Source organism: Micromonospora sp. NPDC005173, from assembly GCF_040608515.1.
Taxonomy (GTDB): Bacteria; Actinomycetota; Actinomycetes; order Mycobacteriales; family Micromonosporaceae; genus Micromonospora.
In genome coordinates this window covers 14,350-34,963 of sequence record NZ_JBEXIK010000038.1, presented here as the reverse complement: position 1 = coordinate 34,963, position 20,614 = coordinate 14,350, and the positions used below count along the sequence as shown (strand labels likewise).

General features: G+C 70.6%; 21 protein-coding genes. 7 read left to right on the top strand and 14 right to left on the bottom strand.

What is annotated here, in order from left to right; all coding sequences use genetic code 11:
- Window positions 1–13: 13 nt before the first annotated feature.
- Both ABZV00_RS29240 and ABZV00_RS29235 read left to right on the top strand, forming a co-directional pair.
- Entirely contained in the window at window positions 14–1,498 is a 1,485-nt protein-coding gene (locus ABZV00_RS29240; RefSeq protein WP_355611992.1) for a CoA-acylating methylmalonate-semialdehyde dehydrogenase, read from the top strand.
- Window position 1,499: 1 nt separating this feature from the next.
- Complete coding sequence (locus ABZV00_RS29235; RefSeq protein WP_355611924.1) at window positions 1,500–2,684, top strand: MFS transporter; 1,185 nt, start codon at window positions 1,500–1,502, stop codon at window positions 2,682–2,684.
- Here ABZV00_RS29235 and ABZV00_RS29230 read toward each other — a convergent pair.
- Window positions 2,657–4,423, bottom strand: coding sequence for a GAF domain-containing protein (locus tag ABZV00_RS29230; protein ID WP_355611922.1), 1,767 nt, complete (start codon window positions 4,421–4,423; stop codon window positions 2,657–2,659). The genes ABZV00_RS29235 and ABZV00_RS29230 overlap by 28 nt on opposite strands.
- A 90-nt stretch (window positions 4,424–4,513) precedes the next feature.
- Here ABZV00_RS29230 and ABZV00_RS29225 point away from each other — a divergent pair, with 90 nt between their 5' ends.
- Entirely contained in the window at window positions 4,514–4,993 is a 480-nt protein-coding gene (locus ABZV00_RS29225) for a cupin domain-containing protein (protein ID WP_355611920.1), read from the top strand.
- A complete protein-coding gene (locus ABZV00_RS29220) occupies window positions 4,986–6,173 on the top strand; it encodes an FAD-dependent monooxygenase (RefSeq protein WP_355611917.1) in 1,188 nt (395 codons plus the stop codon). Before ABZV00_RS29225 ends, ABZV00_RS29220 begins: the two co-directional genes overlap by 8 nt.
- A gap of 192 nt (window positions 6,174–6,365) precedes the next feature.
- Here ABZV00_RS29220 and ABZV00_RS29215 read toward each other — a convergent pair whose 3' ends face one another.
- The 10 genes from ABZV00_RS29215 to ABZV00_RS29170 all read right to left on the bottom strand — a co-directional run bounded on the left by ABZV00_RS29215 (window position 6,366) and on the right by ABZV00_RS29170 (window position 14,857).
- The gene (locus tag ABZV00_RS29215) at window positions 6,366–7,052 is read right to left on the bottom strand and encodes a VTT domain-containing protein (RefSeq protein WP_355611989.1); all 687 of its coding nucleotides are present in this window, start codon (window positions 7,050–7,052) and stop codon (window positions 6,366–6,368) included.
- 78 nt (window positions 7,053–7,130) lie between these two features.
- The gene (locus ABZV00_RS29210; RefSeq protein ID WP_355611914.1) at window positions 7,131–7,685 is read right to left on the bottom strand and encodes a phosphatase PAP2 family protein; all 555 of its coding nucleotides are present in this window, start codon (window positions 7,683–7,685) and stop codon (window positions 7,131–7,133) included.
- 108 nt (window positions 7,686–7,793) lie between these two features.
- Window positions 7,794–9,209 (bottom strand): HAMP domain-containing sensor histidine kinase, encoded by a 1,416-nt coding sequence (locus ABZV00_RS29205; protein WP_355611911.1) that lies wholly within the window; start codon window positions 9,207–9,209, stop codon window positions 7,794–7,796.
- Window positions 9,210–9,288: 79 nt separating this feature from the next.
- The gene (locus ABZV00_RS29200) at window positions 9,289–9,966 is read right to left on the bottom strand and encodes a hypothetical protein (RefSeq protein ID WP_355611909.1); all 678 of its coding nucleotides are present in this window, start codon (window positions 9,964–9,966) and stop codon (window positions 9,289–9,291) included.
- On the bottom strand, window positions 9,963–11,354 hold the full coding sequence (locus tag ABZV00_RS29195; RefSeq protein ID WP_355611906.1) for a hypothetical protein: 1,392 nt from the start codon (window positions 11,352–11,354) through the stop codon (window positions 9,963–9,965). The genes ABZV00_RS29200 and ABZV00_RS29195 overlap by 4 nt, the downstream gene beginning before the upstream one ends.
- A 62-nt stretch (window positions 11,355–11,416) precedes the next feature.
- Complete coding sequence (locus ABZV00_RS29190) at window positions 11,417–12,163, bottom strand: ABC transporter ATP-binding protein (RefSeq protein WP_328415381.1); 747 nt, start codon at window positions 12,161–12,163, stop codon at window positions 11,417–11,419.
- Complete coding sequence (locus tag ABZV00_RS29185) at window positions 12,160–12,897, bottom strand: hypothetical protein (RefSeq protein ID WP_328415379.1); 738 nt, start codon at window positions 12,895–12,897, stop codon at window positions 12,160–12,162. Before ABZV00_RS29185 ends, ABZV00_RS29190 begins: the two co-directional genes overlap by 4 nt.
- Window positions 12,894–13,448, bottom strand: coding sequence for a sigma-70 family RNA polymerase sigma factor (locus tag ABZV00_RS29180; protein ID WP_355611901.1), 555 nt, complete (start codon window positions 13,446–13,448; stop codon window positions 12,894–12,896). Before ABZV00_RS29180 ends, ABZV00_RS29185 begins: the two co-directional genes overlap by 4 nt.
- Window positions 13,449–13,526: 78 nt before the next feature.
- Window positions 13,527–14,204, bottom strand: a complete 678-nt coding sequence (locus ABZV00_RS29175; RefSeq protein ID WP_328415375.1) for a response regulator transcription factor — start codon at window positions 14,202–14,204, stop codon at window positions 13,527–13,529.
- Between the two features lie 116 nt (window positions 14,205–14,320).
- The gene (locus ABZV00_RS29170; protein WP_355611898.1) at window positions 14,321–14,857 is read right to left on the bottom strand and encodes an ABC transporter permease; all 537 of its coding nucleotides are present in this window, start codon (window positions 14,855–14,857) and stop codon (window positions 14,321–14,323) included.
- Between the two features lie 137 nt (window positions 14,858–14,994).
- Between ABZV00_RS29170 and ABZV00_RS29165 the strand changes: the two genes are divergently transcribed.
- Window positions 14,995–15,225 carry a hypothetical protein gene (locus tag ABZV00_RS29165; protein WP_355611896.1) on the top strand — a complete coding sequence of 77 codons (231 nt, stop codon included), beginning with the start codon at window positions 14,995–14,997 and terminating at the stop codon, window positions 15,223–15,225.
- A 51-nt stretch (window positions 15,226–15,276) separates the two neighbouring features.
- On the opposite strand, the gene ABZV00_RS29160 is transcribed toward ABZV00_RS29165, so the two are convergent.
- Window positions 15,277–16,740: a protein kinase gene (locus tag ABZV00_RS29160; protein WP_355611893.1), complete on the bottom strand. Its 1,464-nt coding sequence runs from the start codon at window positions 16,738–16,740 to the stop codon at window positions 15,277–15,279.
- On the opposite strand from ABZV00_RS29160, the gene ABZV00_RS29155 reads away from it, so the two are divergent.
- Window positions 16,727–17,005, top strand: coding sequence for a hypothetical protein (locus ABZV00_RS29155; RefSeq protein ID WP_355611890.1), 279 nt, complete (start codon window positions 16,727–16,729; stop codon window positions 17,003–17,005). The two genes, ABZV00_RS29160 and ABZV00_RS29155, sit on opposite strands and share 14 nt — an antisense overlap.
- A 1,103-nt stretch (window positions 17,006–18,108) precedes the next feature.
- Here ABZV00_RS29155 and ABZV00_RS29150 read toward each other — a convergent pair.
- Together ABZV00_RS29150 and ABZV00_RS29145 are read right to left on the bottom strand one after the other, a co-directional pair.
- Window positions 18,109–18,657: an excalibur calcium-binding domain-containing protein gene (locus tag ABZV00_RS29150; protein WP_355611887.1), complete on the bottom strand. Its 549-nt coding sequence runs from the start codon at window positions 18,655–18,657 to the stop codon at window positions 18,109–18,111.
- 299 nt (window positions 18,658–18,956) lie between these two features.
- Complete coding sequence (locus ABZV00_RS29145) at window positions 18,957–19,298, bottom strand: hypothetical protein (protein ID WP_355611884.1); 342 nt, start codon at window positions 19,296–19,298, stop codon at window positions 18,957–18,959.
- A gap of 435 nt (window positions 19,299–19,733) precedes the next feature.
- Between ABZV00_RS29145 and ABZV00_RS29140 the strand changes: the two genes are divergently transcribed.
- Window positions 19,734–20,213, top strand: coding sequence for a hypothetical protein (locus ABZV00_RS29140; protein WP_355611881.1), 480 nt, complete (start codon window positions 19,734–19,736; stop codon window positions 20,211–20,213).
- The last annotated feature ends 401 nt before the right edge of the window (window positions 20,214–20,614 follow it).

The window sequence follows — 20,614 nt, the reverse complement described above, 5'->3', positions numbered from 1 at the left end:
GATGAACGGCGACGTGGCGCGTGTGAACCACTGGATGGGGCAAGAATTCGCAGGTGCGAGCACCCGTACCGCCTCGGTCACCAACCCAGCGACCGGAGCGGTGACCGCCGCGGTGGCACTGGCGTCCACGCACGACGTGGCCCGCGTGGTCGACGCCGCCGTCGCGGCGTTCCCGGCGTGGCGCGACACGTCGTTAGCCCGCCGCACCCAGACACTGTTCGGTTTCCGCGAGCTGCTGAACACACGCAAGACGGAGCTGGCCGAGCTGATCACCGACGAGCACGGCAAGGTGATTGCGGACGCCGTCGCAGAGGTCAGCCGCGGCCAGGAGGTCGTCGAAGTCGCCTGCGGGATCGCCCAGCTGCTGCACGGCGCCGTGAGTGAGAACGCCGCCACCGGTGTCGACGTGTCGACCGTGCGCCAGCCGTTGGGACCGGTCGCCGTGATCAACCCGTTCAACTTCCCGGCCATGGTGCCCCTGTGGTTCGTGCCGGTGGCCATCGCGGCAGGCAACACCGTCGTGCTCAAGCCCAGCGAAAAGACCCCGTCGGCCTCAATCTGGCTGGCGCGGCTGTGGGAGGAGGCAGGCTTGCCGGCCGGTGTGTTCAACGTCGTGCAGGGTGACGCCGAAGCGGTCGACGCGCTGCTCAGACATCCCGCGATCGAGGCGGTGTCGTTCGTGGGGTCGACGCACGTCGCGCGGCACGTCTACGAGACCGCAGCCGTGTCGGGCAAACGCGTGCAGGCCCTCGGCGGCGCCAAGAACCACATGGTCGTGCTCCCCGACGCCGACCTCGACGCCGCTGCGGACGCCGCCGTCAGCGCGGGCTACGGCTCGGCCGGCGAGCGGTGCATGGCGATCAGCGTTGTCGTCGCGGTGGGACCGGTAGCGGACGACCTGGTGACCCGAATCGCCGACCGGACACGTGCCCTGTCGGTCGGGTCCGGGCGCCGCGACGTCGACATGGGGCCGCTCGTGACGCGCGAGCACCGCGATCGGGTTGCCTCGTACGTCGAGGCGACGGAGGCGGAGGGCGGCAAGCTCGTCGTCGACGGCCGCGACTGGGACGTGGATGGCGACGCGTCAGGCTTCTGGCTGGGGCCGACGCTGGTCGACCATGTCACCCCCGAGATGTCGGTCTACCGCGACGAGGTGTTCGGCCCGGTTCTCGCAGTCGTACGAACGGAGTCCTTCGACGAGGCGCTTCGCCTGATCAACGCCAACCCCTATGGCAACGGCACCGCCTTGTTCACCTCCAGCGGCCCGGCCGCCCGGCGGTTCCAAAACGAGGTGCAGGTCGGCATGGTCGGGATCAACGTGCCGGTGCCGGTGCCGGTGGCGCACCACTCCTTCGGCGGCTGGAAGAACTCACTGTTCGGCGACACGCACGCCCACGGTGCCGAGGGGGTGCGGTTCTTCACCCGCGCCAAGGTGGTCACATCGCGGTGGGGCGCGCCGAGCGGCGGAGTGCAGCTCGGCTTCCCGCAGAACACCTGAAGTGGCGATCACGGCGGCACCCCCCGCTCCGACGCTCCTTCTTGCCTGCCTGCTCGGCGGTTCGGCCGGCTGGGCGATGACGGCCGCGGGCGCCGCAGCGAGCACCATGGCGGCCGCCTACGGCGCCGACCTTCTCTGGGTCGGCCTGCTCACCGCCGCGCTGGCCGCGCCCTATGCCGCCCTCCAGTTCCCCGGCGGGATCCTGGTCGACCGGCTCGGCGTGCGAACGGCGGCGGCCGCCGGGCTGTCCCTCGTCGTCGCCGCGCACCTGCTGGCCCTGCTGGCTCCCCTGCCCTGGCTGGCGGTGGCGGCCAGGATCGCATCCGGGACGGGATTCGCCGTCTGCTTCGTCTCCGGAGCCGAGCTGGCGCGCAGCAGCGGCCGCGGATCGTGGGGCATGGGGATCTTCGGTGGCGTGGCGCTCGCCGCGTCGGGAGCGGCCGTGCTCGTGGTGCCGTTCGCCGAGCTCGTGCTGGACTGGCGGGCTCCCTGGGTCACGACAGCTGCTGTGACGGCCCTCGCGCTGGTACTGGCGGCGCGGCAACCGCCGGACGGAGCCCGCCGAGCGATGCCCACGCATGGCGTCCACACCGCCGGATCACCACCGTCGACGCTGTTGCGCGACGGTGAGCTGTTCCGCCTCGCCGCCGTCCACGCCGTCACGCTCGGCGTGGGCCTCGTACTCTCGTCATGGGCCACCACGTTGCTCGTCGACATCTGGTCGTTCGAGTCCACGGCGGCCGCCGTGATCGGATCGGGCGTGCTCGGCCTCTCCGTGGTGAGCCGGCCCCTCGGCGGCCACATCGCGGCGATGTGGCCCACCCACAGCCGGACGATCTGTGTCCTCGCACTGATCGCGTGCTCGGCCGCCACCGTGGCGCTGTCCCGACCGACCGCGCCGGTGGTCGCGATCCTGGCCGTGGTGGTGCTCGGGCTGTTCAGCGGACTGCCGTTCGCGAGCGTGGTCGGCGCCGCCCAGGCGCGCTACCCGCAGCGACCGGCGGCTGCCGTCGGGATGATGAACACGGCCGCGTTCGGTCTCGTCGTCACGGCGACCCCGGCCATGGGGTGGGCAGCCGACCACGGGCACGCCTCCTGGACACTGGTCGTCGTCGCCATGCTGTGGCTGGTGCCGTTGCTCATGCTCCCGCGCGGTGCTCAGCCACGTACCGTGCCGCCGTCCTGACCACGGGTCCCGAGCGCGTCGGCCACCTCGTCGGCACTCAGCGCGATCTGGAGTTCGGCGAGGGACCGCACGTGCGCGGTGGACACCCCCAGCAGTTGCTCGGCCTTGCGGATGCGCAGGCCGACCGTGTTGGGGTGCACGAACAGCGCCGCGGCAGTGGCAGAGGTGTTGAGGTCGTGGGCGACGTAGGCGCGCAGCGTCTGCTCGAGAGCAGTCCCGCGCTTAGCGTCGTGGGCGCGGATCGGGGCGAGCGTCTCGGCGGCGAAGCGACGTAGCTCCGAGACGTCCTCGAGCTGCAGCAGCAGCCCGTGCACGCCCAGCGACTCGAAGCTCGCGACCGTGTCGGCCTGCCCACGGAGCTGGGCGATCGTCGCCGCACCGCGGGCACGTCGGTAGGCCGCGGGGTAGTCGGCAAGCGTCGTGCAGAGCGGCGAGACTGCCACCCCGGTGTCCGCCCCGACGCCGATACGGCGCAGCTGCCGTTGGAGCTGACCGGCGCGGTCCAAGGCGTCGGCCTGGTCCTTCGCCGGCAACAGCAACACGACGTCGTCCGCGATCGCGCTGACCAACGCACGGGGCTGAGCGGTGGCCACCAGCGACCTCGCGACCGACAGGACGCGGGCGGACCCGGCACGCTGCGTGCCGCCGTGGACCACGATCACGGCATGCGGGTTCGTCAGGTCGAGACCGAGCCGGCCCGCCCGCTCGGCGGCCGTCACCAACCCCGCTGGGTTCCCGGTGAGCAGGTCCGTGACCACCTCGCCGGACAGGCGCCACTCGACCTCGAGTGCCGTGCGGGCCCGCAGCACCTCGAGGGCGCAGACCGTGGCGGCGTGCTCGAGCGCGCGGACGTCGACGGCGGGCAGCGGCAGCACGGACCGGGGGACCCAGATCCGAGCGACCGTGTCCAGGCCGAGCATCACCGGCGTCGAGTGCGCCTCCGTGTCTTGCGTAACGAGAGGGTTCTCGTCGCGCTTCACTGCGGCCAGCTCGGCCCCAGACGGTTCCTCGGTCACCACGACCGATGTACCCAGCACCTCGGTCAGCGCCGCCGCGACCCCCGCAACGCCACCGCCCCGGAGCGCGACCTGGGTGAACTGCTCATGCACCGCCTCCCCGCGACGCAGCAACTCGTGCTGCTCGGCGAGAGCGGTGTTGGCCGCGAGCAGCTCGGCGATGGTCGCGGCCTCGCGATCGCGTAGCCTGGTCGTCTCGATCGCGACGCCAGCCTGGTCGGCGAGCAGAGAGAGCAGATCCCGCTCGTCGGCGCCGTACTCGTGGGGAACCCGCTTGTAGCAGTTGAGCGTCCCGACGGGCACGCCCGACGACACAACGGGGACCGAGATCAACGAGCGGTAGCCCTGCTGGCGCGCCACCCCACCCCACGGGAGGAAGGTCGCGTCGGCCAGGGTATCAACCACCTGCACCGACCTACCGGTGAGGAACGCCTTGCTGGAGGGAGCCTGCAGCTCGTCGTCCGGGTCCAGCATCACCGGATGGTCGGCGTTGACCTGCTGGATGTAGCTCGACGAGAGGCCGTAAGTGCCGGTGATGGCCAGCGAATTGCCCTCCTCGTCGACGATCAAGACGGCGCAGAAGTCGTAGCCAAGCAGGCGAGCCGCCGTCTCGGACACGAGGTCGAGCACCTCTGGCAGCGAAACCGGTCGATTGATCACGGTGGCGATGGTCGCGATCGCCTCGAGCCAGGGGCGCAGGTGCAGGGCACCGCTCGTCTGCATGGCGCGACTGTGCCACGACACCCGACTCCGCGCCATACCTGTGTGGCGACACATGTCCGAACGGGGCCAGCGGAGGCCACAGTAGGCGCCATGAACGATCACCACCTGTCCGAGGCCGAGCCGCCCGGGACGTCCCGCGAGGCCGACGTGCACATCATCCGCGGCGACGACCTATCCGACGAGACACCCCAGACGTCCGGCCTGAAGCGCTTCGAGGCCGTCTCCGCCCGCCGCCTCGGGTCCCAGGACCTGTGGATGGGGCTCTCGGTGCTCCCCCCGGGCAGCAAGACCGGTGTCCACCACCACGGCCAGTCCGAGACCGCGCTCTACGTGCTCAGCGGGGTGGGTCGCTGGTGGGTCGGCGACACCCTCGACGACATGCGGGAGGCGCACCCAGGCGACTTCGTCTACATCAAGCCCCACGTCGTGCACTGGGAGGAGAACGCCAGCAGCGCCGAGCCGGTGCGGATGATCGTCGCGCGCACCACCCAGGACGCCATCGTCGTCAACCTCGAGCACCACCCGTACGGACCCGCACTCGACAACAGCGAGAGGTACGACCATGACTGAGGCGCGCCGCGCGGTCGTCGTCGGCGGCTCGTTCGCCGGACTCACCGCGGCCCTGCTGCTGCGGGAGCAGGGCTTCGAGGTCGACGTCTTCGAGCGGACCCCGACGTACCTCGACGGCCGAGGCGGCGGCATCGTCCTCCAGCCCGACACCGTCCGCTGGATCGTCGAACGACCCCACAGCTTCGGCGTCGACGACATCAGCATCGGCTCGTCGGTGACGCGTTACCTGGGCGTAGGAAACAAGATCGTGCATGAGGAGCCCGCCGCCTGGCGATTCAGCTCCTGGACAACGATGTACCGCGTGCTGCTGGACGACTTCGGCACCGACCACTACCACATCGGCGAGTACGCCGTCGGAGTCAGTCAGGACGACGACGGCGTGGACATCCGCTTCACCAGCGGCCGGACCGAGAGGGCCGAGCTCGTGGTGTTCGCCGACGGAATCTCGTCGATCGGGCGCCGGCGGCTTCAGCCGCAGTTCCAGCCGCGCTACTCGGGCTACATCGGCTGGCGTGGAACCGTGCCCGAGCGCGCGGTGTCGGTCGAGACGGCCGACCTCATCCACAACGCGACGAGCTACGCCGTCATCGACGCCTCGCACCTCTGCATGTACCCGATCCCCGACAGCAACGGCAGCCTCTCCCGAGGGGACCGGCAGCTCAACTACGTCTGGTACCGCAACGTGCCCGAGGGTCCGGAACTGGACGAGATGGTCACCGACCAGCGCGGCTTCACCGCGCCCGTCTCGGTGCACCCGGGCCAGGTGCAGCAGCGGTACGTCGACCGGATGCGTTCCGACGCCTTGGAGCTGCTGCCGCCCGCGGCAGCCGAGCTGGTGACCCGGAGCGCGCAGCCGTACATCCAGATCGTTCTCGACATCGCGGTGCGCAAGATGGCCTTCGGACGCGTGGCCTTAATCGGCGACGCTGCGTTCGCCGCGCGACCCCACGCAGCGGCCGGCACCGCCAAGGCGGCCGCCGACGCCTGGGCGCTCGCGGATGCGCTCTCTGCTGAGCCCGACATTCCGCGCGCGCTGGCCGCCTGGGAGCCGGCCCGGCTGGCGTTGGGCAACAACCTTCTCAGTCGAGTTGCCGAGATGGGTGCACGGTCGCAGTTCACGAACACCTGGGATCCGGCTGACCCAGCGCTGCATTTCGGCCTCTACGGCCCCGATCAGTAGGACGCCCCAGGTGGGGCTGTGGGACGCAGGCAACGGGAAGACCCCTCGACTGCGGCCTACCTGACCGCCTGGGGCTGGGCGGACGAAGAGACGGTGGGCGACGTAGCCTTCTTGTCCTCGCAGGCCCAAGGCGACCGCACCAGCGAATTTCCTCACCATACGCACCGCGCTGATCCGCGTCGGTGCGGCGCATCACTCGGTTCGGGGCGCGCGGGGCGCTTGTGCCGCTGCCGCGGGGTTCACTGCCTCTGGGGATATGCGGGCGGCGGCGCGGCGGGATCGGAGTAGTTGGATGCCGATCGGCAGTACGGAGACCACGACGATGCCGATCAGGATGGCCTCGATGTTCGCCTTGACGAACGCGACCTGGCCGAGGAAGTAGCCCAGGACGGTGACGCCGACGCCCCAGAGGGTCCCGCCGAGGACGTTGTAGATGAGGAACGTCCCGTAGCGCATCCGGCTGACCCCGGCGATGATCGGGGTGAACGTCCGCACGATGGGCACGAATCGGGCCAAGATCACGGATCGGGCACCGTAGCGGGCAAAGAAGTCGTTGGCCCGGTGCACGTTTTCCTGTTTGAACAGGCGAGAGTTGGGTCGGCGGAACAGGCTCGGACCGATGCGCTTACCGAACAGGTACCCGACCTGATCTCCGGCGACCGCAGCGACGGCCACCAGCAGGCAGAGCAGCCAGAGCGGTTGGTGCAGGTAGTGGCCGTCGGCGACGAGCAGCCCGGCGGTGAACAGCAGTGAGTCACCGGGCAGGAAAAACCCGATCAGCAGCCCGGACTCGGCGACGACGATGGCGAGGATGCCGATCAGCCCGAAGGTGGAGATCAGCCACTCCGGGTTGAGAAAGCTGGGACCCACGGCCGCCAAGGCGAGGGACGTTGACACGAGGAGACCTCCGAGAGGGGCGTGCCGGGTGGAGCGGGCGGGGCAGACGGGCCGGAGCGGCTAGTGGTGGCTGGCAGCCGCGCCGGAACGGTGTTGATGGGCACGCCGGTCGAAGACGCGTACGGCAAGCGCGATGATCAGGACGGCTCCCGCTCCGATGACCGCGCCGGCGAGGATGTCCGTCGGGTAATGCACACCCGACCAGACTCGGGCGAATCCGATGACAGTGGCCAGCACCGACAGCAGGAGTCCCCAGCGCCAGGACAGGAACACCCCGACAGCGAAGGCCACCGCGAATGCCGCCGTGGCGTGGTCGCTAGGCAGGGATCCGCCTGGGTCGTGCGGAATCAGCTGGTGCACAGGGTGCGTCTGGAACGGGCGGACCTCGGTGCTGGCGAGGGCGACCACCTGACCGACGACGAACGCCAGGGCCAGCGACGCCCCGACGCGCACCAATATCGACCAACTACGCGATCTCAGGGCGAGCAGCAGCGCGACCGCCGCCAGAGCGCCGAGAAGGTAGATCAGCCAGACGGCGCACCACTCCAGCACGTCGTCGAGCGGATCGTGGTGTCCGGCGGCTGCGTTGATGAGGTGAAACAGGTGGTAGTTCATCGGGCGTCCGATCCCGTGGCCGACCCGGCTCCCTCGACCGGCTGAGCTGACCCTCTCCGCTCGCGACTGAGAGGACCCTGAAGAGCGAGGCGCGAAATCTCTCGCGGGTCAGTCGCTCGATTCGCCGTCGCTGGTCAGCGGCAGTCGGACCTGGATCGTCATTGGCGGGCCGGGCAGCACCCGCACTGTCCCGCCGTGCGCCGCGACGATCTCCCGGGTGATCGGCAGGCCGAGACCACTCCCGCCGTCGGCGCGGGCTCTGCTTTCGTCGAGCCGGACGAACCGTTCGAAGATGCGTTCCCGCTGGGCCTCTGGAACGCCCGGCCCGTCGTCGGTGACCTCCAAACATCCCCACCCGTCCTCGACCCGGACCCGTAGGAGCACCTCGTGGCGCGCATGATGGGCGGCGTTGTCGGCGAGGTTGCGCAGCGCCCGCCCGAGGTCGTGAGGGTCGCCGGTCACCCGGACCGGGGTGAGCTGGGTTCGGACGGTCAGGTCAGGTCGACGGGCGGAGAGGTGGTCCCGCTCGGTGTAGGCCAGGTCGTCGAGGTCGACGTCCTCGCGGCGCAGGGCGAGGCCGTGTTCGTCGATGCGGGCGAGTAGCAGCAGGTCGGCGATCAGCCGGCCCAGTCGCTGCGACTCGTGTCGCATCAGTCGGACCAGGTCGTCGTTCGCGCCGGGTAGGGGTGTCATCGTGAGGCGGTCGAGGCCGGCCTGCAAGGTTGCCAGAGGGCTGCGTAGTTCGTGGCTGGCGTCGGCGACGAACCGCCGTTGGCTGGTCGCCGCCATCTGTAATCGGTCGAGCATGCTGTTCATCGTCTGCGCGAGTGCCGCCACCTCGTCGTGTGCTTGCGGCACCGGCACCCGGGCGTGCAGGTCGCGGGCGGTGATGCCCGCGACCCGGCGGCGGATCGCCTCCACCGGGCGCAGTGACCGGCCGACGAACAGGAACACGGCCGCGCCGATCAGCAGCAGCATCGGCGGCAAACCGGTGACCAGGATCGCGGCGATCACCTCGGTGCTCTCGTGTACTGGTCGCAACGACTGGGCCACCAGCACTGTGCGGGTGCCCGAGTTGGTGCCGACACCGATCGCGACCACTCGGTAGGGGTCTTCGACAGCAAAGGGCAACGTCCGCTGTTCCCGTAGCGTTTGACCGGCGGCGGGGCGCAGTGAGGACAGCGGCTCCGCGCCGCCGAGCGTCGGCGATGCCGCCTGCACCTCACCCGACGGCGCCAGTACCTGCACCAGGCTCTGCTCCCCCGGGCTGAGCTTCAGCGTCCGAGCGATGGTGTCGGAGTCGCCGTCAGCTACCGCGGTGGCCACCTCAGCGGCGCGTTGCCGGGCAGCCGCATCCACGGTGTGGACCAGGTTGGCCCGGGCCAGGTAGATGAAGGCGGCTGCGCCGATTCCGAAGGCCACCGCCACCACCATGGTGGCGGCCAGCGCCGAGCGCAGCCGCACGCCCAAGCGGCGGCGTGCCCACCGGGCCGGGGCCCGCAACGAGGTGCGCATGGCGGCCATATCCGCAGCCTAGGGTCCTCAGGGCTGAGAAGGCGCTGAGAGACGGCGGGGTGGTGCGACTCCCCGCCGTCTCTCGCGATCATTCGCTGCGCGGGATTTCGCGATCGGCGTCACGGGCTCCGCGCACCGCGACCAGCGCCACGCCGGCGACGAAAACTAAGCCGGCGCAGAGTGCGGCGCCGACGTCATGCGGCGGTCGGGCCGGCCAGATCCACGGCGTGGTCACCGCCGGCCCGTGCCACTGCGTGTACAGCGCGTAGAGGGCGACCATCAGGTAGGCGGTAGGGCCGGCCCATGCCTGCGCGCCGCCGAACAGGGCAGCGCACAACAGGCCAATGCCCGTCAGCCCGGCGACGTTGCGCAGCACCTCCAGGGCGCCGCCGGCCAGGTGGCCACCGGCTCCGGCGGCGGCCAGCGCACCGACAGCGGCGACGGTCAGTGCCACCGCGGTGGCCAACCGGAGGAACGGTAGCCACCGTCCGGTGACGCGTTCCGGCTCGCCGAGCAGACTGGTGGCGGTGACAGCGATGGCCACGGCGCAACCGGTCTCGAAGATCAGCGGCAGCTGGAGCGCCCCGTATGCCTCCCACTGCCACCGCAGCGCGACCCTCAGGCCGACAGCGCAGGCCGCCACCGCTGCCAGGGCCGCCGGGACGCGGCGGTTGACCAGGTACAGGCGAGCCAACCGCAGCCTCGCCCGCCCCGCACCGCCCGGCGCCACCGCCGACAAGAGATTACGCGTTTCGTCCCCGGTCATGGCAGCTGCGCCAGGGTGAGCTGGCCCGCTCGCAGCGCCGCCACGTGCTCCAGGAGCCAGGCGCGCCGGGCAGTAGTCGGCAGCGCGGCTAACCGCTGCGCCGCAGCGGCGGTCGGGCTACCGGGCGGCGCCACGCTGGACGTGCCCAGGATGGCCTCCGTGACCGCCTGCTGCGCCGGATTCGCGTCGCGGCCGCCGCCCACGACGCTGTTCACGATGCTGTGCCCGGCGGCCGCGCGTAGCTCGACAGCAAATTCGTCGGTGGTCATCTGGTGGGGCAGGAGCAGGTGAAACACCGGCGGCGTGCCGCTCGTAGGAGGGCCAGCCCGACTGATGCTGACGCGATTGTCGGGCCCCTGTTCATATATCGCGGCGGATTGGCTGATCCGCACGGGTGCGCCGGGCAGGCCCACCACCTCGGTAAGTATCGGTTCGAGGGCTTCCGTCACGGCGGGCAGGTAGCCGGTGTAGGCGGGGTGCAGGCAGACCGGGATCGGGGTGTGGCTGCAGACCGGCGTGTAGCGCACCGGACGGTCGTTACCCGCATTGTGCAGCAGCGGAATGGCGATCATGCCGTGGGCGTCGAGCCGGCCGGTGCCGGCCAGCATAACCGCGGTTCCGGCTGCCACCAGCCCGGCCGCGGTGATGGCCGCCGCGCACCGGCGTAGCCACCGCCCGCCAGCGCCGGCCGGCAGGCCGAGGGCGCCCAGCAGTGCCGCGGTCAGGCCGGCGAGGAACAGCACCTGGGCGATGGGAAGGTCGGGCAGGTAGCGGTAGAAGGTCGCCACACCCGGGTCGGGCCCGATCTCCCAGGGGCCGGCGACCAACGGCGAGATCTGCCAGTACGAGTGGTCTCCGTGAATGAATTGCAGGCTGATCTGCAGCGCGAGGAACACGCCGATCGCGACCAGCGGGGCGGTGAACCGGCTGGGGCGAAGCACCCCGGCTACGAACCCGAGCGCGGAGAACGCTGGCATGCTCACGGCGCCCACCACGGCCGGCCACCACAACGGCCCGCCCCAGGCACCCTGCCACGCGGTCACCCCGTACAGGACACCCACGCATCCCAGGTAGGCGACGATCGCCCACCAGGTGGTCGCGGCCCAGGTCGCGAGCTGGCGAGCCCATCGCGGCCGGGCCGTACCGATCACCAGGTCGGCCATGCGATGACGACGCTCCCGCCAACCCAGCCAGGCGGCGGCGCCAACCACCGTCGGCGCGAAAACCGCCAGGGTGGTCGTCTGCATGGCCATGGCCCGGACGTTCCACAACGGCGGGGACGCCATGCTCGGGCGGTAGGTGATGAACCAGAACAGCATGGCGACCAGCGGCAGCATCCACAGCATCACGCTGCGGCGCGTCTCCAGCCGCAGCAGCCCTCCCGTCACCGTGAGCGCCAGGCGCGTACGACGAGCTGTTTCGCCCGGCGCAGGCATTACTGGTGCGGCGGTCATGCGCGTGCCTGCGCTAGCACCGCGCTGTATCCGCGCTCCAGGGGAGCATCGCCGGCCGCGGCGGTTCCCTCGGCGCGCGCGGTCAACTCCTCCGGCGTCCCCTGGAAAACGATCTTTCCCCGGTCCATCAGGGCGACCTCGCTGCAGGCGGCACCGACATCCTCGACGAGGTGCGTGCTGACCATGACGGTGGCCCGCTGCCCCAGGTCGCGCAGCAGAGCACGGAACGCCACCCGCTGCTCGGGATCCAACCCGGCGGTCGGCTCGTCCAGCAGGAGTAGTTCGGGATCGTTGACGATGGCCTGCGCGATTCCCACCCGGCGCAGCATTCCGCCGGAGAGCGTGCGTAGCTTCGCCGTCGCCTTGTCGCCCAGGCCCACACGCTCAATCGCGGCCGCTACAGCGTGATGCACTCGCGCTGGCGGCATCTCTTTGAGCAGTGCGAAATACTCGACGAACTCCACGACGGTGAACCGCGGGTAGTAGCCGAGGGTCTGCGGCACGTAGCCGAGCCGGCGCCGGATCTGCCGGCGCTGCCCGTACTGGTCGGGATCTCGGCCGAGCAGCCGTAACCGACCCGAGGACGGTGGGATCACCGTGGCCATCATCCGCAACAGCGATGTCTTTCCCGCCCCGTTCGGTCCCAACAAACCGAACACTCCGGGGCCGGTCTGCATCGTCACCCCGGCGACGGCCTCGGTGCGGCCGAAGCGTCGGGTGAGATCGCTGATCTCGACGTTCATGACGTTCCTCTCGGTGTCCGGGTCGCGTAGAGGACGATCGCCGCGCAGCAGGCGGCGAACGCCAGGTAGGCAGGCCAGAGGGCGGATTCGGTGACCGCGGCGGTGAGGCGACCGGCGGCCACCTGCCCGGACAGAACGGTGATCGTCCAGCCGAGCAGGCCCGCGGCCACGCCCACGTTCGCCGACCGGGCGACGGTCGCGGCGGCCAGGGCCAGCGCGCACACCGCGGTCATCGGGACCAGCCAGCCGAGCGTGACCGCAGTGGCGGATCCCGAGGCGCCCGAGGCGGCCAGCCCGAGCGCCGCGTTCACACCGAACACCGCCATTGCCCGGACCAGCAGCACCATGCGATCGCTGACCGCCATGCTGCACGACAGCTCCCACGTGGGGTCGATCCCCGGGCCGTAGGCGAACGCGATGCCCACGGCGGCGACCGCGGGCGCGAGGAGGGCCACGTACGGCGTTCCGGTGCTCAGCGTGGCGAGCAGTCCGGCGAGCAGCACCACCGCAGTAGCGCTGACCCACCCGAGCAGCAGCGACGGCGTCGTCACTAACGCCCGGGCCAGGCCCGGCGAGCGGAGCAGGTGGCCCGCCAGCCGCTCCACCGCCCCGGGATGGCGACGCCACACCTGGGCGGCCACCCCGATCCAGACCCGACCAAGATCGACGTCTTCTGGCCCGGGGCCGCGTTCCTGGGGCTCTTGGGCCTGGCGCGTCGCATCACCGCTGGTCACCGCCCACCTCCATCGCGCGCCGGCTCGTGGCGCCGCAGGGCAGCGCGCATCAGCCGGCGGATCTGGTACGCGCGGCTCTTCACCGTCCCCGCGGGAACACCCATCAACTCAGCCACCTCAGCCACGGACTTGTCCTCGACGTACATCAGCCGCCAGGTCTCGCGCTGCAGGCTGCCCTCCGGCCCCAGCACCTTCACGGCGTCGGCAAGCTCGGCCCTGGACAGCGCCGCGTCAGCCGGGTCTGCGCCGTGCTGGTCAACGGATTCGGCCAGGGCGGAGAGCAGCAGTTCTGGTTGCCCTCGTCGGCGCCGCCACAGCGCGGCCTGGCGGCGGGCTATCCCCCACAGCCAGCCGCCGGCACCCTCACGTCGGTACGCCGCGGCGCCTCGCCAGGCGGCCAGAAAGGTCTCCTGCAGGACGTCCTCCACGTCGGGGGGCGGCAGCACCGTGCGCAGCCGAACAGCCAGCCACGGGGCGTGCCGCGAGAACAGTTCCCGCAGCGCGCTCTCGTCACCGCCAGCCACGGCAGCGATCAAATCCTCGTTGTCCATCGCCACTACTGTTGCGTTCCAGAGCGGATCGGTTCACTGATCACACACGCATTTTGTGAACTTGGCCCCCCGACGCTGTCACCCTCCGTCGGCGGCCAGCCGGTAGCCCATGCCCCGTTCCGTCTGGATGGCCCGCCGGCCGAACGGCTGGTCAATCTTGCGGCGCAAGTAGCCGACGTACACCTCGACGATGTTGGGATCGCCGTCGAAGTTGGCGTCCCAGACGTTCTCGATGATCTGCCGCTTGGACACCACGTCGCCGCAGTGGCGCATGAGGAACTCCAGCAGCGCGAACTCCCGGGCGGTCACCCGGATCGGTTGCCCGGCGCGGGTCACCTGCCGCCGGGCCGGGTCCACTGCCAGGTCGCCGGCGGTCAGGATCACCGGTCGGGCGGGAGCGCCGCGGCGGATCAGGGCCCGCAGGCGGGCCACCAGCACCACGAACGAGAACGGCTTGATCAGGTAGTCGTCGGCGCCGAGATCGAACGCGTCGGCCTGGTCGTACTCGCCGTCCTTGGCGGTCAACATCAGCACCGGCGTCCACACATCCCGCGAGCGCAGCTGGCGGCACACCTCATAGCCGTTGAGACCGGGCAGCATGATGTCGAGCACCACCACGTCGTACGGGTTCTCGGTGGCCGCCCACAGCCCATCGGTCCCGTTGTGCTGCACATCGACAGCGAATCCCTCGTCGGTCAGGCCGGTGCGGATCACCTCCGCCAGGGCGGTCTCGTCCTCGACGACCAGCACGCGCACGCCGTTCGTTCCTTCCCGCCCGTAGTCCCCGGCGGGCCCGGCCGGGTCCGCGTCACCTCCGATCATCGCGTGCAAAGGGGCGGGGGCAGGCCTGCTACCCCGATGGTGAGGTGCCGTCACCGGAGCGGGGCCCCGGTGTCCTGGTCCGACACGTCCCGCTTCGTGACGTTCAGGTACGCGACCAGTCCCAGGATCGTCGCGAGGAACAGGGCGCTGGTGAAGACCGTGCCCAGCCCGAGGCCGCCGTCGTTGGGCGCCTGGGACAGGTAGTCGCCCAGCGACGCGCCGGGCAGGGTCACCAGGCCCACCGTCCGGGTCTGGTCGAGCGCCGGGACCAACGCCTGCCCGGCCGCCGGACGGCACACCAGCAGCACGGCGTCGCGGGGCAGCAGGCCCAGGGCCAGGCCGGCCTCCACCTCACCGCGCCGGCTGGTCAACTCGTCGAGTGCGCGGCGGCCCGCCAGCGACGTCGCGGTCATCGCCTCGCCGATCAGGATTCCCGCAACCGGGATGATCGCGATGCCGCGCATCGGCACCAGGCCCGCCAACAGCAGCCCCACCACCACGGCCATGCTGCCCACGACCATCGGCACACCGGCCCACCAGCCTCGGGCACCGCCCGTGACACGCCAACCGGAGGTGCCAGCCGCCACCGCGCCACCCTGGGCAAGGGTTCTTCCGGGGCCATGGCGGTCGGCAGCGGCCGAAGTGGCTTCTCAGGCGACTGCGGTGGCCATCCGGCGTACCGCCTCGGTGATCAGCTCCGGTGCGGTGGCCAGATTCAGCCGGCGTGGCCGCCGCCGGTGCCGAAGGCCAAACCGGAGTTGAGCGCCACCCGAGTAACGCCATGGTCCACGGTGAGGCGAGCCAGATCCCGGGCGATTTCGACCCGTCCAATGCCGCCCGCGTGCTCGCCGCGCGCGCCGCCGACCCCGCCGCCACCGTGGCGGACATCGCCCGGCGAGCTGGCGTCACCGACCGGACGGCGCGACGACACCTCAACGGAACGCCGGTCGGTTAGCAGCCCTCGCCTGCCTCGGACAACCGACCGCATCAGCCTGCGCCTGAGCTGTCAGTCGTCGTCTTCCTCGTCCCGCGCCTGCGAGTACCCGGCGAGCAGGTCCTGAAAGCGGGTGGCGGTGTCGGCGCTGATCCGGCCCCCGTCGGCCGCGTCGGCGACCCGCTCGCTCAGTTCCCGAATCCGTTTGGCTCGGTCCTTGGGCTTGCCCCGGTCCAGATCGGCGAGCTTGTCCCGCAGCTCCTCGGCCGTCTTTGGGTCGATCTCGCTCCGGCTCTCCGCGTTGTCGATCACCGCCGTCAGCTGGGCGGCCAGCTGCCGCAGCGTGACCGGGGTGGGCCCGCCGGTCATTGGCGGAGCGCTACCCGGATCGGACGAATCACCCGGCGCCTCCGACGCCGGCTGCTCGACGGGTGTGACGGCGACCGGTGGCGCGGCGGGCGGATTGTCCGGTTCGCCGCCGAGAGTAAGCATTCCGACCACCCCGACGACGAGGGCGAGGCCGGCCGCGACGAGCACCGCGAGCAGCCGATTCGACCGGCGCGACTGGCCTGCCGGCGATGCGGCGCGCACCGGTCGCGCCGTGGGCAGCGACCGGTCGATCAGCGTGGGCGGGTGCGCGGGCGCGACGGCCGCCCGGCTGGCCGGCAGGGTGGGCAGGACCGCGGTGGGCGGATCGGCCGGCTGGCCGGCGCCGAACCGGGTGGCGAGCTGTGCCGCCGTAGGCCGGCGGGCCGGGTCGGCCGCCAGGCAGGCGAGGCTGAGCTCGGCGATGTCGGTGGGCAGGCCGGGGATGCGCAGCGGCGGTACCGGGGTGCGCCCGGCGTGCACCTCCATCGCGTCCTCCCAGGTCTGCACGGGCAGCGGGGCCCGGCCGGCCAGGGAGCGGTAGAGCAGCGCACCGAGGGCGTAGACGTCGCTGGCCGGGTTGGGCGGGCCGGCGGCCAGCCGCTCCGGGGCGAAGTAGGCCGGGGTGCCCATCAGCAGTTCGCCTGTCTGTCCGGCGAGCGGGTGGTGCGGGCCGGCGAGCGCGGCGATGCCGAAGTCGAGCACCTTGGCGCCGGTGTCGGTGAGCATGACGTTGCCCGGCTTGATGTCGCGGTGCACCACCCCGATCCGGTGTGCGGCGGCGAGCGCCGCGGCGACCTGGCCGGCCATCCGGACCGCCTCCGGCCAGGCGAGCGGGCCGCCGGTGAGCCGATCGGCGAGGTTGCGCCCGTCGACCAGCTCCATCACCAGGTACGGCACCACCGTGCCGCCGGCCAGGGTCGCCTCGCCGTAGTCGTACACCTGGGTGACGTGCGGGTGGGTCAGCCGGGCGGCGGCGCGGGCCTCGCGCTGGATGGTGGCCCGCAGCTGCGGGTCGACGGCGAACTCACCGGCGAGCGCCTTCACGGCAACGGGCCGGCCGAGCACCTCGTCGTCGGCGCGCCACACCTCGGACATCCCGCCGAGGCCGATGCGCTCGCGCAGGACGTACCGATCGTGCAACCGGAGGGTGGGCGTGAACGGCGACATGGCCGTCCAGTCTGCCCGCCCGGCGACACCAGCCATCAACCGCCCTGCCGCCGCCGGGCTGAGCGCGCCGAGGAGACAGCGCTGGGGTACGGCGGCGGTGCTGAAAGGAGCCGCCCGCATCGGCATCGGCTACGCCTGGCGCGGGCACCACCTCACCGCCATCCGCGACCACCACCACATCACCGTCTACACCGCGGACGGCCACCCCATCGGCCATGCCACCACCAACGACACCCGCTACGTCCGCCTCACCCCCACCCCATGACACACGTCCCGGGACACACGTTTGACACACCTCCCGGGACATGACACTCCTGCCACGCTTGACTTGGGCCACGGCTGCACAGCCCGGGCGTGCCGGGGTCGCGCTCTGGGTATCAGGAAGGCGTGGACATGGACCTGGAGCAGTGGCAGGTGTTGGCGGAGCGGCACCGGCAGTGTGATGACAACCCCCGCCGGTGTCGAGACTGCCAGGCCTACTGGCCGTGCTCCTACCGGCTTCGAGCCGATCGCCAGTTGCTCACGACGGTTGGCGAGGGTACCGCGGCGGCTCAGAGCCCGTCCATGATCATCTAGCGCTGCAGGCCGAGCCAGGATCATGTAACAGCGGTGCGGCTCGTTGACGCCTGCACGGAGGTGTTATCACACCCCGGTGAAGGGGCCGTCGTGCCTGATCTTTCCGCGAAGGCCCGCGCGGCAGCGCTAGCAACTATTGCCGACGCGACCGTCGCAGCGTCGGTCGGCAAAGGCCTAAGGATCGCGGCGGCCTGCCCGACCTCGCACCTGGCCGTGGCCGACAGGCGTTGAACGCCCGTGGCCGGGCCTGCCGCTGCCTAACAGCAAGTAAGAAACGGCGCCCCGCGGGCTACCTGGCCAGCAGGACGACCACCATCGCCAAGCACCCGAGCAGTAGGGTCCCTGCGCCGAACACCGCATAGGGCCACCACTCGCCCGAGCGTTGCGGCTGTTGGGGAAGTGGCTGGGTTGGCAGGTTCCAGACGGCGGGTGCGGCGACGCCGTTGTGGCTGCCCGGCCACCGCGGCGGTGGGGTACGAGGTGTCGAACTAACCATAGGGATATCTCCCGACGGGCTTCATGGTGCGCTGTTCGGTCCAGGTACCGGGCGAGATCGCGGGGGTGGTGCGGTTCCGCCCGTTCGTCAGGCCGCGCACCCGACCTTTCCATCATTTACAGGCGTCGCGGGAATGTGGGGCGTTACATCTTCACTCGTCCAGCGCTGCCCCCTTCGCCACCTTCGCCGCACTCACCGTGCGCGACCTTGGCCCGGGTACGGCCAAGGAGCGGCAGGGCGTAGCGGTGGGCACAAGTGATGATCGGTTGCTCCGTTCCGCCGGGGTTGGGGACTTATCAGTCGCACACCACGCCGTCCTTGTTCCGGTCGGTGTACCAGGCGTACTCGGGGTCGAGGCCGCGGTAGTACGGGCCGTAGCCGGCGTTGTTGGCCTCTTTGCAGGTGCCGAATCGCGGGTCGGTCGTGGGCGCGGGTGGAGGCTTCGGCTGGGAGCTGGTGGGCGCCGGCCGTGGCGTGGTGTTGTGGGTGGCGGTCGGATTCGGCCGGGCTGATGACGGGCTCGGCCGCGCCGCGGACGTGGTGGGGGTAGATCGTGTCGGTGTGGGCAGTTGCTGCAGGACGTTCGAGTCGGTGGTGGCGGTCGCGCCGCCGTCGGGGGGTGCAGCGGCGGAGGGGCCGGCCTGGGTGGGGCTGTTTCCGGCGGAGGGGCGGCTCGGTTCGTCGTCGTTGGCGGCGACGATGAAACCCCCCCAGCAGCAGAGACCGAGGAGGACGGAGGCGGCGATCACCCATGGGACCGCCTTCTTCCTGGCTGCTGACGGGGGCTGGTAGACGGGTAGCTGCACGGTGTCACCGTGCGGCGCCTGGTGGGGGTCGGGTGTCATCAGTGGCGGCTTCCCTGTCGGTTGGGTAGGAGACGAATCTGGTAGGCCACGGTCCGGGCCTGACGGGCAGCAGTATTTCTTAGCTTCCCGTGTCGTCGAGGCCCGTGATGAGGAGCACGGGTGTGGCGCCCGCGGCGGGCGGCTCGGTGAGAGCGACCCGCAGCGTCACCTGGTTGGGCGCCGGCGTCGCCGCGCCGCGCTGTACGTCATGTGCGTCCAAACTGCTGCGCCTGGGACGGACCGGGTCCGTGGATGCGGGCGAAGAGCGTGGGCGGCACTTGCACCCCGGCCTGGCCGGGTCAGGGAAGCGGTGGCAGGTCCGCGAGGGCGGTTGGCCGAGGTGGTCTCTGAACGGTGATGCGCCCGATGGCGACCCGCCAGGAGGCCGCCGCACGATCGGCGGCGTAAGCGACTGCCCGGCCTGCGGCTATGGGAGCGGTGGTGATGTCATCGGCCATGACACTCAGGGTCACCTCGCAGGTGTCTGTTTCGATCATGCAGCGAACGGTCGGCGCGATGACGCCTTCCCATCGGTGCTGAAGCTGCGTCAGCTGATCGCGCAGATCGTCAATGAATGCCGGCAGCGAGGCGTCCTCGGGTGCGGTGATCAAAAGGATGAGACTGACCTGAAAGACCTGCACAGAGGATTCACCCCTTCCCGCAATGAGAGCGGGTCCGGTCGGCGACCGCGGCTGCAGGCCCGAGCAGGTCCGACACGCCCTCCCCCAGGTCGGGCTCTGCGCCGCCCCGGGCGGACCCAGTGGCCACGCCCGTACAGCTTCGCGGGTGAAGCGCTGACGGCGGTGGTGATGACCTACTCGTGAAGGTGCTGCAGGTACCAGTCGAATATGGGAACGGTCATGGGTACTTCCTCGATGAGGACGCCGGGTCGCGGCACACCGGCGGTGGTGAACGTCGATTCCTCGATGCCCCGACCGTACATAGAGTACGTGTGAAACACTTCGCCATCAACCTAGAGGAACGCGCTAATCCCGGGCATTTCGGTGCCGCGCATGTCTTCCGTCCAAGGGCCGCCGGTCCACGGTGTTCCTTTCTCCTCGGCCAGCTCATCCTGGGTGCGGAAGGTCACCGTCTTCCCGCTGTGCCACGCCGGTCACCTCGACGCCGAATGGATCTACCTCACCGACCCGGGCGCCGCCGCCATCGCCCTGCGCACCGGCGACGGCACCCGTGTTGACTCCTATCGGCTCGCCGGCTGCCTGACCGCCCAGCGTGGACCGCGGTCCACAGCTGCCCTGCGATCGCCGGCCGGCTGCGGGAGCGCTGCGGTGAACGCCCGCGCCCTCGCCGCGATCAGCGCTGCGGTGATCGCCGTGCTGGTGCTGTGCGCGGGCGGGATCGGCAGTCCGAACCAGTTGCTGGAGTGGGCACAGGGCAGCGATGCGACCAACAGGGCACCTGGCTGTTCTGCCTGCTGTGACTTGTTCAGGTGCCCGGATCTGCCGCCGACCGCGCGTGACATGACAGCCTCGGACGACTATCCGAACCGGTCAGCGAGCTTCGTCAGCTTGCTGACGTACGCCGGCCAGTCATAGTCGTGGGGGATGTTGCTGTTCTTCCGCTGCCAACCGATCGCTCCGTCGTGCTGCTCGCGCATGAGGTCTTCGTGACCGGCGTGACGGACGAGGTCGCAGCTCACATGGATCATGATCCTGTGGGCCCATCTTCAGCTGGAAGACGTGAAGGCCCTACGCTCTGATCCGGGCGCCCGCCGCGCACCAGTAAGGACCACAATGGCCGCGCCGGCTTCACCATAAGCCACCCGCCCAGGGAAGCTTGGCTTCTTGTTGAGGTGCGAACCGGGGCCAGGTGCATCCGCCCTCCGAACCGGCTGCGCCATACCCGCGGCTCGCGGTTGACCAGCGCGCGAGCCTACCGACTCCATCGGCAATCGCACACGAAGAGCTACTTTCGTCCGTCTCGGACGAAAGTTCGG